Below are 14,697 nucleotides of genomic sequence, written 5' to 3' on the forward strand. Positions count from 1 at the left end.
AGCGTACCGGTCACCCTCACCCAGACGCCGCGGGTCGCGCGAACGCCCCGTCCGGCCACAATGGACACTCTTCGCATCGCGCCGCCAAGTTGCTGATCTGTTCGTTGAGGTATAGCCGCGCGGCGCCCACGTTGACGACGGTGTCCGCGTTGATGATGTCGGTCAGGTCGGCGCAGGCTCGGGCGGCCGCTGTGGCGCGGGGCAGCATGAGGTTTTCGTAGGAGCGGACGGCGTGGTCGAGGTCGGCGTGGGTGGCGATGGCGGTGGCGAGATCGGTGCCATCGAGCATCGCGAGGTTGGCGCCGATGCCGTACGGGGGCATGAGGTGGGCCGCATCGCCGAGCAGGGTGATGCCGGGGACGTGGTCGCCGATGCGGCGGACGTCGGATCCCACGGCCGGAGAACATGTTCTCGGCGACGCCGAGGTTCGGGAACAGGCTCATTTCCTGGTGGATGCCGGCTGTCCATCGAGCAGAATCTGACCACGACACGGGTGGCGGCCGGTCACCGTGTCGGCTGCTCCAGGTCGTACACGGTCGTGGCGATGCCAGCGGAGGTCAATGCGCGGTCGAGCATGGGGCTGATCTCGTCCCAGCTGCCACCGGCCAACCCGCAGCCAATGCGAGGCATATGTACGCTCGCGTTCAGCCGTGCCGCGTGCGCGGCAAGGTCGTTCAGGCACTTCTCGAGCGCCTCGTAGCGCAACGGCGTCGGGTTGCTCGCGCTGCGGTAGCCCCGCTGGGCGACCATGTTCGCGACCCAGGTGTCCGTCTCGACTTGCACGAGGCGCACAGCGCCGAGCTGGAAATCCGGGGTGCGGCTCCAGGTCCGGTAGTCCCGTTCGGGCTGGGGCCAGCGCCGGGAAATCGCGACGACGAAACCCTTGCCCCAGCCGCCGCGGTCGTTGCAGACGTGCGCGATCAGCTTGTTTCCCGCGCTCGCGGGGACGGTGGCATCGCCTGTGGCGTACAGCAGCGTCATCGACGCCTCCTTCCACAATGTCGTCGCGCCGAGGTGAGCACGGCGCTCCCGGACTGGGGCCGTCGGCGGTAGCCCCGGGTGTGAGCGTCGTCAGGTCTTTGGACCCATTCCGTGGTGCGACTTAAGTGGTGCCGCTGGGGTGCACCCAACGCGACAGATGTGTCGCAGACGTGGGGTTCACCTGGATTTACCGAGGGCAACGATTACTTTGCTGATCTGGAGTTTTTGCGCTGGTTGGCATTGAAGCGCGCTTTCTTCTGACGATTCCCGCATGTGTTCATGTCACACCATTTGCGGGTGCGACTTTGGCTGGTGTCGAAGAAGGCGGCTTGGCAGGTTGGTGATGCACACAAGGCCAATTTTCCGTCTCGTTCGCCTGCGATGACGCTGATCGCGTCGGCGGCGATCACGCTGAGGGCATCTTCCACGCAGGAAGCCGGGCCAAGTCGCCATCGCCGCTTACCCTCGGGCGTCAGGATAGCCGCGGCCCGACCCTGAATGCTGCAGTCATTGATGACTTGGACAGCAGGCGCAGGGAGACCGTCCTGGATCGCGGCCGCTGTCGCGGCGGCGTGAATCGACTCCCTCAGTTCCCGAGCGAGGTCGAGCTGGGCGGTAGTGCAGGACTCCACGGCGAGGCCGTTCACTGCCAGCCAGTCGACGAGTCGGTGCGGCGTGGGAATGCGCTCCACAGCGTCGCCATGACGCTCCGACAGAGTCCCCGTGAAGCTGGTCGCCAGCACGTTACCGAGGCGAAAGTCAGGGAACTCGGCACGCATGGAACCACCTTAGCAGGTTGCGCGCAGACATAGAGGCCTGATAGAACCGTCTAAGCCGGTTCGCGATCGGTTGTAGCCGGTCCCACGATTGCCAGGAGGTCTCATGCCCCGTCCAACCAGCGACGTGCAAGCATTTGAAGCCCACGCAACTGACGCTGACCTCGACGATCTGCGCGCGCGACTAGCCGCGGCGCGGCTGCCGGAAGCTGAGACGGTCCATCGCGCCGCGCCCGACGCTCGCCGATGGGAACAGGGCGTTCCTCTCGCCGACCTCGCCGATGTCGTGAACTACTGGCGCACCGGGTACAACTGGCGGTCGTTCGAAGCGCGCCTTAACCGGATCGGCCAGTTCCGCACGACCATTGATGATCTGGGAATCCACTTCCTGCACCGCCGATCCGCGCGCGCAGATGCCACGCCTCTGATCTTGACGCACGGCTGGCCAGGCAGCATTGCTGAGTTCATCGACGTATTAGACGAGCTGGCAGATCCGAAAGATGCAGACGCGCCGGCGTTCCACGTCGTGGTCCCGTCGTTACCAGGCTTTGGTTACAGCGACAAGCCGGCCACCACCGGATGGGGAACCGAAAAGATCGCGGCCGCATGGGTGGAACTGATGGCAAGGCTCGGCTACAGCAAGTTCGCAGCCCACGGCGGCGACTGGGGAGGTGTGATCACCACAGTCCTCGGCGGCAGGTTCCCGGCGCACGTTCTCGGCATCCACACAACGACCGCGCAGGCACCGCCCGGGTTGACAACGGACGGGCTGACGGCGGCCGAGCGCAAATGGACCGAGGAAACCCGCGATTTCTGGCGCCACCACGCGGCGTACGCGAAGCAGCAGGCGACCCGGCCGCAGACCATCGGCTACTCGCTCGTCGACTCACCGGTCGGGCTTCTTGCCTGGATCCTGGACAAGTTCGCCGAGTGGACAGATACCGAAGACAGCCCGTTCGAGACGATTTCCAGAGACAGCGTTCTTGACGACGTCACCCTGTATTGGCTGACGCGGACCGGCGCATCGTCGGCCCGCATCTACTACGAAAGCCACAACTCGCTCGACCCCGAACTTCGGGTCGACGTCCCATCAGCAATCAGTGTGTATCCCCGCGACATCGAGAAGTGTCCGCGCGCCTGGGCACAGGAGCGGTACCGACAGATCGTCCGATGGAGGCCGCCCGAAGCCGGGGGACATTTCCCGTCGCTGGAGGTTCCCGAGTATTTCGTCAAGGATCTGCAAGAAGGCCTCGCGGCAGTGCTGGCCGCTAATCGGTGAACGCGGCGGGTGCCGGGACTCGGAATTAGTCCGAGGATCTGAGCTGTGCGCCGAATTCTCGGCCCGGCGAGGGGTCTAGGTTAAAACCTTTGGGTAGCGTTCGCGGGTTTCTTCCCAGTCGCGTGAAGGTGTCGGACCATCCGGAGAATGGCTGATTGCCGGCGATCGCCACGCTGGCCTCCTCCTCGCGTTCGGTCAGGACCTGGAACAGGAGTTCGACCGCCGCGGCGGTCGAGTTCCATGTAGCCCAGTTCATCGATGATGAGTAGGTCGACGCGACCGTAGCGGGCGATCGTTTTGGCCAGGGCTTTGTCGTCGACGGCCTCGACGAGCTCGTTGACGAGTTTCGTGGCCGGGGTGTACTTAACGCGGAACCCTTTCTCGGCGGCCGCAACGCCCCCAGTTTGCGGGCCAACACCTCCAGGTAGTGGTCCAGTTCGAGGCAATGGGCACCACGCCCGGCCAGGCGAGGATGCTGCGCGACGACTCGGTGTCGGTCGTCGCGCACGGTCAGCTCGTGCGACCGGAAGCTGACCGGCACGCTCGGACAGGTCGACGAAAGCCCAGCATGCGGCGAATTACCGGAATGACGCGTCACATGCCCGCGGTTCGGACGTCTTCCTACTAGCCAGCCGGCGCAGAGGAGGAAAACACCACGTGACCGCATCCGAGCACGGGGCCGCAGACTTGAGCGTGCTCTATCGACTGCACGCGCAGCTGAAGATCTTGGTGCCCACGGTCGCCGTCGCCGCGGGGCATCCCGAAACCACTGCCATGCTGGCCGGAGTGCGCGAAACCACGGCCGGCGTGGCGGGGCTGCTCGACCTCGTCGAACCCGAGGCCCTGGCCGCGCTCCGCCGCGCGCTCGACCACGCCGCCGCCGGAGAATTCGACGAGAGCTGCAGCGAACTGACTTATGCCCGTCAACGCCTCGCAGTGCTGCTGCGTCGCGACGATCGGCCACGCCGCCCCGACGCAGCCACCGAACCCACCCTGCGCTGGACACTCAACCCCGAATCCCCGCCCTCGCCGTGGTCGAGGTGATCTTGGTCGACACGGGCGCACTGCTGCTGTTCCGGCGAAAGACGGCAGAGCAGCGGCTGATCGCCGAGAGCGTCGTCCGAACGGCCGACGTCGACCACGTGCAGGGGCTCGGGTTCACTCGAATGATGGTCAACTTGAAGAGATTGTCTAGACCATTCTGTGGGCATGACTTCAACGAAGAGAACCAGGAGACGGGCGGTCGCGGGACTGCTCGCACTCGGGGTCGGGCTCGCCGCGGCACAACCAGCCGCGGCGGCGCCGGAGCCCGTAGCGGCAACGGGCGGAGCGCTCACCTTGCTCACCGGCGACCAGGTGGTCGTCGATGAGCAAGGCACCGTGCAAATGGTGACACCGGCACCGGGGCGCGACGCGATCGTGTTCTCCCGCTACCGCAAGGACGGGCACCAGTACGTGGTGCCCGAGGACGCGCTCGCGCCGATCAGCCAGGGCCGGGTGGACGAGCGGATCTTCGACGTCACCGCCCTGCGTGAGTTCGGCTACGGCGACGCGGCCAAGCCCGTGCCGTTGATCGTCAGCTACCCGCCGGGCACGTTCCGGGCGACCGTGGCGAACACGAAGGCGACCGCGGATCTGGCCGGTATCAACGCTTCCGCGGTGAGCGCGCCGAAGGGCGAAGCCGCGTGGCGGTCGATTCTGGGCGCCGGCGCGGAGAAGGTGTGGCTGGACGGGCAGGTCCGGGCCTCGCTCGACCGCAGCACGAAGCAGATCGGGGCCCCGGAAGCATGGGCGGCCGGCTACACGGGTGAGGGCGTCAAGGTCGCGGTGCTGGACACCGGAGTCGACCAGACCCACCCGGACCTGGCCGGGCAGGAGATCCTGGAGAAGAACTTCAGCGCAGCCGCCGACAACGTCGACAGATACGGCCACGGCACGCACGTCGCGGCCACGATCGCGAGCACGGGAGCCAAGGCGGACGGCAAGTTCCGCGGTGTCGCGCCGGGCGCGCGGCTGCTTGACGGCAAGGTGCTCGGCGACGGCGGTGGGGGCGCCGAGTCCGGCGTCATCCTTGGCATGCAATGGGCGGTCGAACAGGGCGCGCAGATCATCAGCATGAGCCTCGGCGGCGCCGACTCGTCCAGCCTCGACCCGGTCGAGGAAGCCGTGAACACGTTGTCGGCCGAGCACGGCACGCTGTTCGTCATCGCGGCGGGCAACGACGGTCCGCGCGCCACAACCGTCGGCTCGCCCGGCAGCGCGGACGCAGCGCTGACCGTCGGCGCCGTCGACCGCGACGACCAACTGGCCGAGTTCTCCAGCCGTGGCCCGCGAGTGGGCGACGGCGAGGTCAAGCCGGACATCACCGCGCCGGGCGTCGGCATCGTCGCCGCGCGCTCGGCAACCGGCCGGGTCGGGACTCCCGTGCAGGACGGCTACGTCTCCATGTCCGGCACGTCGATGGCCACCCCGCATGTCGCCGGGGCCGCCGCGATTCTCGCCCAGCAGCACCCCGGCTGGACCGGCAGTCAGCTCAAAGCGGCGCTGACCGCGTCCGCCAAGCCGGCCGCAGGCCTGACGCCGTTCGAGCAGGGCTCCGGGCGGGTCGACCTTCCACGCGCGATCACGCAGGAGGTTTCCACGTCGCCGACCTCGGTGTCGCTGGGCACGCATCGGTACCCGCACGACGACGACCAGCCGGTGACCAAGACCGTCACCTACCGCAACGCCGGCCCGACCGACCAGGCCTTGGACCTCAAGCTGGAGGCGAACGGTCCCGCCGGGATGTTCACCCTCACGCCCGCCAGGCTCACCGTGCCCGCGGGTGGCGAAGCGACCGCGAGCGTCAGCGGCTTCACGGGCATGAACACGCCCGACGCCACCTACCACGGCGCCGTCGTCGCGACCGGCACCGACGAGGTCGTGCGCACTCCCGTGGTGATCGTCCGCGAGGCGGAGAGCTACAACCTCACGCTGAACCACATCGCGCGCCCTGGCGTGCCGTCCGGCATCTACGGCACCACGGTCACCTCGTACGACACCGCCGAGCAGATCCAGCCGTACGAACCGGATGGCAGCGTCACGGTCCGGCTGCCCAAGGGGCGGTACTCGATCGACGCCGTCGCCAGTGGGCTGACGTTCGATTGGCTGGTGCGGCCGTCGCTGGTGCTCGACAAGGACACGACAGTCGACCTGGACTTCGGGCTCGCCCAGCCGATCAAGATCACCGCACCCGATCCGACCGCGATGGTGATCGGCGCGATGGTCGGCTACAGCCACCGCACCGGGACTGGGGCCACGATCGGCAAGGCTTCGTTGTCCGGCGGTGACAGCTCGCTGAACCGGATGAGACTGGCTCAGGTCGGACCGCCCTCGCCCGCGGACGAGCAGTTCAGGTCCGTGGTCAGTACCCAGTCGGTCGCCGGCAATAGAGACTTCTACGGCCTGGCTTGGTACCACGACGGTGTCTGGCCGACCGGGCTGGTCAAGTCGCCCGCGAAGGCGGACCTGGCGCATGTGCACGCCGATCTCAAGGCCGCGGGATCGGGCACGCAGGGCAGGCGCGCGGTCTGGGTGACCCCGAAGTCCGGGCCGTCCATGGGCGAGCACGGGCTCGCGCTGCCGGTCCCAGTGCCCGGCGTGCGGGACGAGTACCTCACCACCGAGAGCACCGCGTGGCGCATCGACACTCGGGAACTGGCTTCGGACGGGTTCACCACCACGTTCGAACAGCGCGGCCAGGTCAAGGAGTACGAGGCGGGCAAGACGTACGACGAGTTCGTCAACCGCGGCGTGCTCGGTCCGGCGTTCCCGGAGTCGCCGGTGGCGTCGGAGTGGGTCACCCGGTCCGGGGACAGGATCACCGTCGACGCGCCGCTGTTCGGTGACCGCGACGGCAACGCTGGAATGTCACGGGCCGACGCGCGCACCACGGCGGTCTACCGCGACGGCGAGAAGGTCGGTGAGCAGACCGGCACGGCCGCGGTCGGCTTCGACGTGCCCGCCGCCCCGGCCGACTACCGCGTGACCACCGAGGCGACCCGTGCCGGGGCTGCCACCAGCAGCAAGGTTTCCGCCGCGTGGACGTTCCGGTCGGGGCACACCGACCAGCCGGTCCGATTGCCGCTCTCGGCCGTGCGGTTCGACCCGGCGCTGGGCGACGCGCACGCCGGGCGGCTGTTCACCATGCCGGTGAGCGTCCAGTCGCAGGCCCCGGCGCGGCCGGCGGCCCTGACCGTGCAGGTGTCGTACGACGGCGGCGAGACCTGGCAGCCCACGTTGGTGCTGGCCAGGTCGCTCGTCGTCCTGCACCACCCGAAGAACGCCACGTCGGTGTCCTTGAAGGCCAAGGCGACCGATCGGGCGGGCAACACCGTCGAGCAGACGATCATCGACGCCTACCGGCTGAGCTGATCTGGTTCGCAAGCGCAGCCGGCGAATTCGCCACGTAGGTGCCGTACAACGTGTGAGGCACCTACGTGGCGTTTAGGGGGCTCGAACGCTCTCGTCGCACCGGGACTCGGCTCGACCAGCCTGCTGCTGTACTTCGGACTGATCATCTCCTGTCGGGCGCGTCCACCTCAGCCCACCAGACCGAGGGCACCAACACCGCCAGCGACTGGTGGCGCTTCGGGAACAGGCCCGTCGGGGAGTAAGGAGCGCGAGAGCCCGCCCTGCGAGTACGCGCCGGCTCTGGGAACAGCTCATGCATTCGTCACGAGCCGTCGACTGACCGGCCGTGCCCCACTGACCCATCACAACCATGGAGGACAGCGGCCGTATCCAGGTGTCCGGCCATAGCCTCCTGTATGTGTGGAGCAGCCCGTGCGTCTGGATGAACCGGTCGTTGACGGGCTGCTGACCGGTTCGAGTGATCTGCCCCGTCAGCTCGAAATCGAGATCCCGCGCCTGCGGCTGGTCGAACTGCTCGCCCTGCGGTGGGCCCATCCGGTGACCCTGCTGGTCGCTGGTGCGGGGTTCGGCAAGACCACCGTGCTCGCCCAGGCTGTCCGGGCGCACTTGCTCGCCCCGCGCGGAATCGACGCCTGGGTAAGTTGCACTGCGCTGCGATAGGTTGGCCGCCATGACTGATCTGGGGCCCGTCGCCTGGCCACCTGCCCCGATCAGGACCGGGCGGCTCGTGCTCCGCGAGTCCGAGGGTCGGGACCGTGAGGCATTCATCGAGCTGTTCGCCTCGCCAGAGGTGGGCACCTACATCGGTGGCCCTCGACCGCGTGACGAGCTCGAGCGCACGGTGCCGGAGGTGCCCGGGCGGCGCTTCGGCTTTTTCGTGATCGAACTCGGCGGAGCGATGATCGGCATGATCACGCTCGATCGGCGCGACGCGGAGCGTCCGGGTCACGTCCGTCCGGATTCCGGGGAGACCGAGCTCGGCTACCTGTTCCTGCCGGAGGCGTGGGGATGCGGGTACGCCGCCGAGGCGTGTGCAGCGGCACTCGACTGGTTCGCCGACGCGCTTCCCGGCGAGCCGGTGGTGCTCTGCACCCAGACCGCCAATGACCGCTCGATGCGCGTCGCGGCGAAGCTGGGGTTCGTCGAGGTGGAGAAGTTCGAGGAGTACGACGCCGAGCAGTGGTTCGGCGTGTGGTCCTCGGTCACGCCGTCCGGTTGGGCTCGTGCCTGACAGCGCGACGTGATGTGCGCGTTGTCCCCATGGTCGTTGGCGTTCGCTGCGGACTTTTGCTCGTTCGCGGCGCTGGGCGGCGAGGACCACGTGATCATGCGCTATGCGAACTGCTATCGAACCACGTACATGTGGCCTCCCGTCCTGCCAGCGCGGCAGGCGGATGTTCGCGCTCCGCAGTCGTTGCGGGAAGGACTCGCCGTCGAAACCGTAGACGCCGACTATCGCCATCCTGAGCACGGGAAATCATCCACCTGCCTGCTACTCGGCCGGTTCAACCGGCAGCCCTCACCGGAGGCGCCGACGTCGCATCACGCGACGGCGGTCGCCTCAAGCTCGACCATCAGGACGGGGATCGCCAGCCGTGTCACCCCGAGCATCGTGGTGGTCGGCGCCACCCCGGCAGCGCCCAACCGCGAAGCCAGCACGCCGTAGTGCTGAAAGAGCAGATCGACGTCGGTGGTGTAGACGTTGAGCCGGACGAGGTTCGCGAGGGACATGCCGGCCTCGCCGAGAATAGCCTCCAGGTTGTCGAGGCTCAGCGCCAGCTGCGCCGCCATGTCACCGGCATGCTGGGGCTCGCCGTCGCCGCTCATCGCGGTCTGCCCGGAGCAGTACAGGGTCCGGGTGTGCCCGGAGACGATCTCACCCTGGTTGTACCCCAATCCCAACGACCACGACCACGGGTTGACCGCGGTTTGCTCCACTGTCACTTCAGCTCCATTCGATTCATCGCGAGTACGCACGTCCATCGGCCCGGTGGCCACCATCTTCGACGTCGTGTTGATCAGCTTCCCAACGAATCACGACATCCTGTGTCGTGTATTCCGGTAAAGTCTTCGTATGCGCGCCGACCGGTTGGTATCGCTGGTGCTGCTGCTCCGCCAGCACGGCCGGCTGTCCGCGGCCACGCTGGCCCGCGAGCTGGAGGTATCCACCCGCACCGTGCTGCGCGACATCGAGGCGCTGTCCGCGGCCGGCGTCCCGGTCTACGCCGAACGCGGCCGGCACGGCGGTTTCGCATTGTTGCCCGGTTTCCGGACCGAGCTCACCGGACTGAACCACGACGAAGCGCTCGCCCTGCTGGTCGCCGGATCGCGGCGCGGCGCGCAGGTATTCGGCCTCGGCTCGGCGCTCGCTTCGGCCATGCTCAAGGTGGTTGACGCTCTACCCGAAAGCTATCGGGCCACCGCGGCCGGCGCGGCCCAGCGAATGCTCATCGACCCGGAGACCGACCTCCTCTCGCGCCGGCTGGTCGCTGAGGAGGTGCCCGACGCCATCGTGGCCGAGATCCGGCGCGCGGTGTTCGCCGGACACAAGCTGCGCATCCACTACACGGCTGCGGACCAGACCCCGAAGTGGCGCACGGTGGACCCGATCGGCCTGGTCACCGTGCGCGACCAGGGCTACTTGCTGGCCACGAGATCTGGCGCGGACCGCACCTACCGGCTGTCCCGGGTCTTGGCCGCCGAAGAACTCACCGAACCCGCACAGCGACCAGACCGGGTCGATCTGGACCGGGCCTGGCAGGAACGCAGCACGCGGTTCCGGACCGGCGGCGACCAAGTCACCGTGCTGGTACGGGTGAACCCGGCGCGACGCGAGGACTTGGTGGGCACCGCGCTTGCCGTCCGCGCCGAAGAAACCGACGCAGACGGCTGGCTGCGGCTGGAGGTCACCTTCCAAGATGCGAGACACGCCGAATGGGCGCTGTGGCAGCTCGCCACAAACGCGGAAGCCCTGGCCCCGCAGTGGTTGCGCACCGCCCTGCACAACCGCGCCGCCGCGATCGCCACCTGCTACTCGCACCTCGCAGCGGTGCCGTCATTGTTCACGAACAACAAGTTCCCCGACACCGCGCCACCGTCAACATCCACGAGCAACTGACGTCACTTCACGCCGACAGAGCCACTCCTCATGGATGGCGTGCCGCTGCAGGTAGTCGAACTACCGGACCGGGATCTGTTGCTGCGTAAGGCCTCCAGTGTGGTCCGGCGGGTTCCACTGGTGACTGTCCTGAACGGCCAGGCGGACGGTGTAACGGTGAAGGTGTTGACTAAAACCCCACTGGAGGACCGCGCCAAACATCCGACCAGATAACGGGATATTAGCACCGGATTCCATCCTGATAAGAACCACGTCACTATCCAGTTGTGTTCACAGCAAATAGTCCTGAAGAGATCCAATGCCGCCCGGCTGGGCTGAGGTGGATTCTTCGATCCCATTCGGCGTTACACGCAGACACTCGCGGGCGTCACCGACGTCCCTCACGCGGCGTCTTGTCGTTTTCGGCGTCACGGCGACGCGCCTGCGCGGCCCGCAGGACACCAGGCGATTGGTTCGTTCCGAGTTGGTCGGCGCCGGGGCGACTGGAGTCGAACCAGCCGTGGTCCAGGTAATCCGGAGCCCAGTGCGGCGGCCTCGGCCGCTAAGGACCGGTCGGGCCGGTACTTAGCGAGAAATTAGCGAGCTCTTTTATGGTTGTGACTGCTTCTCATTAAGTTCGAAGCGGAGCCGGCGGAATCTCGGCAATGGCCCTGCCTGAAGCCGGCTCATCCGATCTGCACGAAGGGGAAATAATATGATTCATCGTTTGGTGAAACTCGGCGTAGCGGCAGCCGCTATTGCAGGAGTCGCGGTTGTGGGGGGTGTGACGGCCACGTCGGCGCAGGCGGCACCGTGCGGTGGCTACGAGACCAGCAGCTGGGCGTACTACAACCACTGCGGCAGCGGCTACATCCAGATCAAGGTCGATCGGAACTGGCCGACCAAGGACACCTACCAGTGCGTAGGCCCTGGCATCACCGGCTTGGGCACCGCCAGCGGCGTCAACCGTTCCTGGTACGTCGGCGGCTGCTGATCATGTCGGCCCGTCGAGTGGCGGCGGTGATCGCAGTGTCGGGCGCGGCGATGCTTGGACTATCCGGCATCGCCTCCGCCAGCGGCGAAGTCCAGGTTCCCGGCGCGAGGTTCGCGTTCGACTCCCGCACAGACCAGCTCAGGTTGTGGGACACCGCCGATGACGGCAACCGCGTCTATGCGGTGGTGCAGTACCAAGGACGGACAGTGTGGATGTACAACGCTTCCGGACCGGGTTCTGTCGAAACCACAAAGCTTCCGGCCGGCAGCGGCAACGAGATCGTCTACAAGGTCTGTGTGGACAATCCTGGGTTGGCCACCTGCTCGCCGTGGAGGAAGGACGTCACCTGATCGATGCGGTCAAGAACCGTCCGAGCTGCAAAGCCTTTGTTTCGCCAGTGGTGTGAGGACGTGCTCAAGCCGGCTGTCCTGACCTGAGCACCACCGCGGCGAGGAACGTCCCGCTGCTGATGGCACCGGGGATTCGACCGAGTACGTCCAGGCCGAATCCCCGGTGCCGTCAGGAACCGCCCGGATCACGAAGCCCATCGAACAGACTTACGGGACACGCCCTAGCGCCCCGAAGGGTGCTTGACCCGGTCGACCCGTGGGGATGTACTGAAGCAGGTGGCAATCCCGCCGGGACCGGCCGGTCCGAGCTGCCTCGCGTGAGGCTGATGGCTCCTGGTCAAGGCGTGCGGCGATCACTCGTGCCAGGAGGACGGTGAATGAAAAGCTCCGGGCGGGCCCTGCGGCTGTCGATCTTCGTAGGCGACAGCGACGTGTGGCATCACAAGCCCCTCTACACCGAGATCGTGCGGCGCGCCCATGAGGCTGGGCTCGCCGGGGCCAGTGTCATCCGTGGCGTCGAAGGGTACGGAGCCACCTCCAAGATCCACACCGCACACGCATTCCGACTCAATGACGACCTCCCTTTGCTGATCATCATTGCCGACACCGAAGAGCGGGTGCGGGCGTTCTTGCCTCGGCTGGACGACCTCGGCATCAGCGGACTGGTGACCATCGACGAGGTCGAAACCATCCGCTATACCGCTCCCGAACCTAAACACACCCATTGGTGGCACGCCGCCGAGTAACCCGCGGTCTGCTTTGCCTCCCACGCCGAGGTTCGGGGGTGAACTTCCGCACAGGTGCCGGTCGGTGCGAGCGCACGGCCGCTAGAGTCGACAGCCAGCGGCGGTGGGGCTCGCCGCTCCGGATATCGGAGAACCGCGGCACGTCGCCGCCAACAGTCCCTACTCGAGTCCCGACGGTTATGGTCGGGTTCAAGTAGGAGGCCTGTATGCGCGGCGAGGCTGAGCTGACCGGACCCATCGATCCGGACGTTGATGTTCGTATCGATTCCCAGCGGCGTGAGCTGACTCGTTCGCACGGTGCCGTGCTCGTCGCCATCGCCCTCGGCGGTGGTATCGGCGCAGTCGCCAGGTTTGGGCTGGCCCAGGCGCTGCCGACCCGCATCGGGCAGTTCCCGTGGGGCACGTTCGTGACCAACGTTGCCGGCTGTTTCCTGATCGGCGTGCTGATGGTGCTGATCACCGAGGTACTCTCCGCCCACCCGCTGGTACGACCCTTTCTCGGGGTAGGCATCCTCGGCGGATTCACCACCTTCTCCACCTACGCCGTGGAAATCCGCGGCCTGCTGCAACCCGGCTCGGCCGGGCTGGCGTTCGGGTACCTTGCCGGCACCTTGATCTGCGCGATGCTCGCTGTCATCGCCGGAGTGTGGCTCACCCGGACGATGACCGGTTCCGCCCGCGCCTCCGAGCAGGAGGGCTGACATGCACCTCACCGGACACGCCCTCCGCGCGTTGATCCTCCTCGGCGAGGACGACACCTGGCGCCACAAACCGGTCCACCACGAAATCGTGAAGCGGGCCCGCGAGGCGGGCTTGGCCGGTGCCACCGTGCTGCACGGATGCGAAGGATTCGGCACCACCAAGCTGATCCACACGGACCGGATACTGAGCATGACCGACGACCTGCCCATTGTCGTGATCATCGTCGACACCGAGGACAAGGTCCGCGCGTTCCTGCCCGAGCTCGACGAGCTCGTGACCGACGGCACGGTGATCCTCGACCAGGTCGAGGTCCTGCGCTACGAGGGGGAACAACAAGCATGACCGTCGCATTGGTCTTCGTCGGCGCGATGGTCGGCGCACCGCTTCGCTACCTGACCGACCGTGCGGTGCAGAACCGCCACGACACCCTGTTCCCCTGGGGAACGTTCAGCGTCAACATGGCCGGCTGCCTGATCCTCGGCGCGCTCACCGGAGCCGCGATGTCCCCGAGTCTGCTTGCGTTGTTCGGTACCGGTTTCTGTGGCGCGTTGACCACCTACAGCACCTTCAGCTACGAAACGCTGCGGCTGGTCGAGAACAAGGCCTACTTCTACGCCGCGATAAACGTGACCATCAGTGTGATCACCGGCGTCGGCGCCGCATTGCTCGGCTACACCGCACTCCACACCATGATTGGCTGACCACCTCAATCAGCGCGCGGCTGAAGGTCCACTTCCTTCGCGAAAAGCTGCCGCCAGCCGCAAACTCTCATTCGCCCGCCGAAGCCCACGCCACGTTTGCCCTTCTCATCAGTAAAGCTTCCGCCCCTAGTGTCTCGTGATTCCGTTTGGTTTACGTCGGGTTGACGGGATGTGGTGTTGGCTGGGTCGGTGGAGTTGACGTCGGAGCAGCGCGCGGAGTTGCAGGCCCTGGTGTATAGCCCAGATGTGGTGGCGACGGTCGCGACGAGGGCCCGGATCGTGCTGTGGTGCAGCGAAAACAAGCAGAAGAAGGACGTCGCCGCGTTGGCTGGAGTGTCGCGGCCGACCTTGGATTTGTGGCTGGCTCGCTACGGCGCGGAGGGGATCGCGGGCCTGCTCGACCGGCCGCGGGGTGCGGCTCGTGAGCAGGTCCCGGCGTCGGTCCGAGCCCGGATCCTGGCGCTGAGCCGGACCAGCCCGCCGCCCTCGACCGGGCTGTCGCATTGGTCGAGCCGGGAGATGGTCGCGTTCATGGCCCGCACCGAGGGTGTGTCGGTCTCCTTCCACTATGTCGCGAAACTGTGGCGGGACAACGGGATCAGACCTCATCGTCACGGCACGTTCAAGGTCAGCAAGGATCCGGAGTTCGCGGAAAAGG

At 66.8% G+C, this 14,697-nt stretch carries 18 protein-coding genes; 13 read left to right on the plus strand and 5 right to left on the minus strand.

The window, feature by feature from the left end; genetic code table 11:
* Positions 1-16 precede the first annotated feature (16 nt).
* The 3 genes from VGP60_RS13250 to VGP60_RS13260 form a co-directional block, all read right to left on the minus strand.
* The gene (locus tag VGP60_RS13250) at positions 17-394 is read right to left on the minus strand and encodes an FAD-dependent oxidoreductase (protein WP_327548264.1); all 378 of its coding nucleotides are present in this window, start codon (positions 392-394) and stop codon (positions 17-19) included.
* Between the two features lie 110 nt (positions 395-504).
* Positions 505-981 carry a macro domain-containing protein gene (locus VGP60_RS13255; protein WP_327548265.1) on the minus strand — a complete coding sequence of 159 codons (477 nt, stop codon included), beginning with the start codon at positions 979-981 and terminating at the stop codon, positions 505-507.
* A 203-nt stretch (positions 982-1,184) separates the two neighbouring features.
* Positions 1,185-1,760 (minus strand): CGNR zinc finger domain-containing protein, encoded by a 576-nt coding sequence (locus VGP60_RS13260; RefSeq protein WP_327548266.1) that lies wholly within the window; start codon positions 1,758-1,760, stop codon positions 1,185-1,187.
* A gap of 103 nt (positions 1,761-1,863) precedes the next feature.
* Between VGP60_RS13260 and VGP60_RS13265 the strand changes: the two genes are divergently transcribed.
* Positions 1,864-3,036 carry an epoxide hydrolase family protein gene (locus VGP60_RS13265; RefSeq protein ID WP_327548267.1) on the plus strand — a complete coding sequence of 391 codons (1,173 nt, stop codon included), beginning with the start codon at positions 1,864-1,866 and terminating at the stop codon, positions 3,034-3,036.
* Positions 3,037-3,116: 80 nt separating this feature from the next.
* On the opposite strand, the gene VGP60_RS13270 is transcribed toward VGP60_RS13265, so the two are convergent.
* Complete coding sequence (locus VGP60_RS13270; RefSeq protein WP_327548268.1) at positions 3,117-3,482, minus strand: ATP-binding protein; 366 nt, start codon at positions 3,480-3,482, stop codon at positions 3,117-3,119.
* 211 nt (positions 3,483-3,693) lie between these two features.
* Between VGP60_RS13270 and VGP60_RS13275 the strand changes: the two genes are divergently transcribed.
* The 4 genes from VGP60_RS13275 (at position 3,694) to VGP60_RS13290 (ending at position 8,680) form a co-directional block, all read left to right on the plus strand.
* A complete protein-coding gene (locus VGP60_RS13275; RefSeq protein WP_327548269.1) occupies positions 3,694-4,080 on the plus strand; it encodes a hypothetical protein in 387 nt (128 codons plus the stop codon).
* Positions 4,081-4,245: 165 nt separating this feature from the next.
* Positions 4,246-7,449 carry a S8 family peptidase gene (locus tag VGP60_RS13280; RefSeq protein WP_327548270.1) on the plus strand — a complete coding sequence of 1,068 codons (3,204 nt, stop codon included), beginning with the start codon at positions 4,246-4,248 and terminating at the stop codon, positions 7,447-7,449.
* Positions 7,450-7,860: 411 nt separating this feature from the next.
* On the plus strand, positions 7,861-8,109 hold the full coding sequence (locus tag VGP60_RS13285; protein ID WP_327548271.1) for a hypothetical protein: 249 nt from the start codon (positions 7,861-7,863) through the stop codon (positions 8,107-8,109).
* A gap of 10 nt (positions 8,110-8,119) precedes the next feature.
* The gene (locus VGP60_RS13290; protein ID WP_327548272.1) at positions 8,120-8,680 is read left to right on the plus strand and encodes a GNAT family N-acetyltransferase; all 561 of its coding nucleotides are present in this window, start codon (positions 8,120-8,122) and stop codon (positions 8,678-8,680) included.
* Between the two features lie 311 nt (positions 8,681-8,991).
* Here the strand turns inward: VGP60_RS13290 and VGP60_RS13295 are convergent, their stop codons facing one another.
* Entirely contained in the window at positions 8,992-9,387 is a 396-nt protein-coding gene (locus VGP60_RS13295) for a RidA family protein (protein WP_327548283.1), read from the minus strand.
* A gap of 136 nt (positions 9,388-9,523) precedes the next feature.
* On the opposite strand from VGP60_RS13295, the gene VGP60_RS13300 reads away from it, so the two are divergent.
* From VGP60_RS13300 to VGP60_RS13335, 8 genes are all read left to right on the plus strand, one after another.
* Positions 9,524-10,567 (plus strand): helix-turn-helix transcriptional regulator, encoded by a 1,044-nt coding sequence (locus VGP60_RS13300; RefSeq protein ID WP_327548273.1) that lies wholly within the window; start codon positions 9,524-9,526, stop codon positions 10,565-10,567.
* A 763-nt stretch (positions 10,568-11,330) separates the two neighbouring features.
* Positions 11,331-11,540, plus strand: a complete 210-nt coding sequence (locus VGP60_RS13305) for a DUF6355 family natural product biosynthesis protein (protein ID WP_327548274.1) — start codon at positions 11,331-11,333, stop codon at positions 11,538-11,540.
* Between the two features lie 26 nt (positions 11,541-11,566).
* On the plus strand, positions 11,567-11,890 hold the full coding sequence (locus tag VGP60_RS13310; protein ID WP_327548275.1) for a hypothetical protein: 324 nt from the start codon (positions 11,567-11,569) through the stop codon (positions 11,888-11,890).
* A 377-nt stretch (positions 11,891-12,267) separates the two neighbouring features.
* On the plus strand, positions 12,268-12,636 hold the full coding sequence (locus tag VGP60_RS13315) for a DUF190 domain-containing protein (protein WP_327548276.1): 369 nt from the start codon (positions 12,268-12,270) through the stop codon (positions 12,634-12,636).
* 206 nt (positions 12,637-12,842) lie between these two features.
* Positions 12,843-13,337 (plus strand): fluoride efflux transporter CrcB, encoded by a 495-nt coding sequence (gene crcB, locus VGP60_RS13320; protein WP_327548277.1) that lies wholly within the window; start codon positions 12,843-12,845, stop codon positions 13,335-13,337.
* 1 nt (position 13,338) lies between these two features.
* Positions 13,339-13,680: a DUF190 domain-containing protein gene (locus VGP60_RS13325; protein WP_327548278.1), complete on the plus strand. Its 342-nt coding sequence runs from the start codon at positions 13,339-13,341 to the stop codon at positions 13,678-13,680.
* Entirely contained in the window at positions 13,677-14,039 is a 363-nt protein-coding gene (crcB, locus tag VGP60_RS13330) for a fluoride efflux transporter CrcB (RefSeq protein ID WP_327548279.1), read from the plus strand. The genes VGP60_RS13325 and crcB (VGP60_RS13330) overlap by 4 nt, the downstream gene beginning before the upstream one ends.
* Positions 14,040-14,285: 246 nt before the next feature.
* Positions 14,286-14,697: helix-turn-helix domain-containing protein (locus VGP60_RS13335; RefSeq protein ID WP_327548280.1), on the plus strand; the 412-nt coding region annotated here is incomplete at its 3' end.

It is taken from the genome of Amycolatopsis sp. (assembly GCF_036008905.1).
Lineage (GTDB): Bacteria > Actinomycetota > Actinomycetes > Mycobacteriales > Pseudonocardiaceae > Amycolatopsis.

Bases quoted from the DNA above. Each gene is read 5' to 3' on its own strand.
- VGP60_RS13290 (WP_327548272.1), top strand. From the start codon at position 8,120: ATGACTGATCTGGGGCCCGTCGCCTGGCCACCTGCCCCGATCAGGACC.
- VGP60_RS13300 (WP_327548273.1), top strand. From the start codon at position 9,524: ATGCGCGCCGACCGGTTGGTATCGCTGGTGCTGCTGCTCCGCCAGCAC.
- VGP60_RS13315 (WP_327548276.1), top strand. From the start codon at position 12,268: ATGAAAAGCTCCGGGCGGGCCCTGCGGCTGTCGATCTTCGTAGGCGAC.
- crcB (WP_327548277.1), top strand. From the start codon at position 12,843: ATGCGCGGCGAGGCTGAGCTGACCGGACCCATCGATCCGGACGTTGAT.
- crcB (WP_327548279.1), top strand. From the start codon at position 13,677: ATGACCGTCGCATTGGTCTTCGTCGGCGCGATGGTCGGCGCACCGCTT.
- VGP60_RS13280 (WP_327548270.1), top strand. From the start codon at position 4,246: ATGACTTCAACGAAGAGAACCAGGAGACGGGCGGTCGCGGGACTGCTC.
- VGP60_RS13255 (WP_327548265.1), bottom strand. From the start codon at position 981: ATGACGCTGCTGTACGCCACAGGCGATGCCACCGTCCCCGCGAGCGCG.
- VGP60_RS13260 (WP_327548266.1), bottom strand. From the start codon at position 1,760: ATGCGTGCCGAGTTCCCTGACTTTCGCCTCGGTAACGTGCTGGCGACC.
- VGP60_RS13325 (WP_327548278.1), top strand. From the start codon at position 13,339: ATGCACCTCACCGGACACGCCCTCCGCGCGTTGATCCTCCTCGGCGAG.
- VGP60_RS13265 (WP_327548267.1), top strand. From the start codon at position 1,864: ATGCCCCGTCCAACCAGCGACGTGCAAGCATTTGAAGCCCACGCAACT.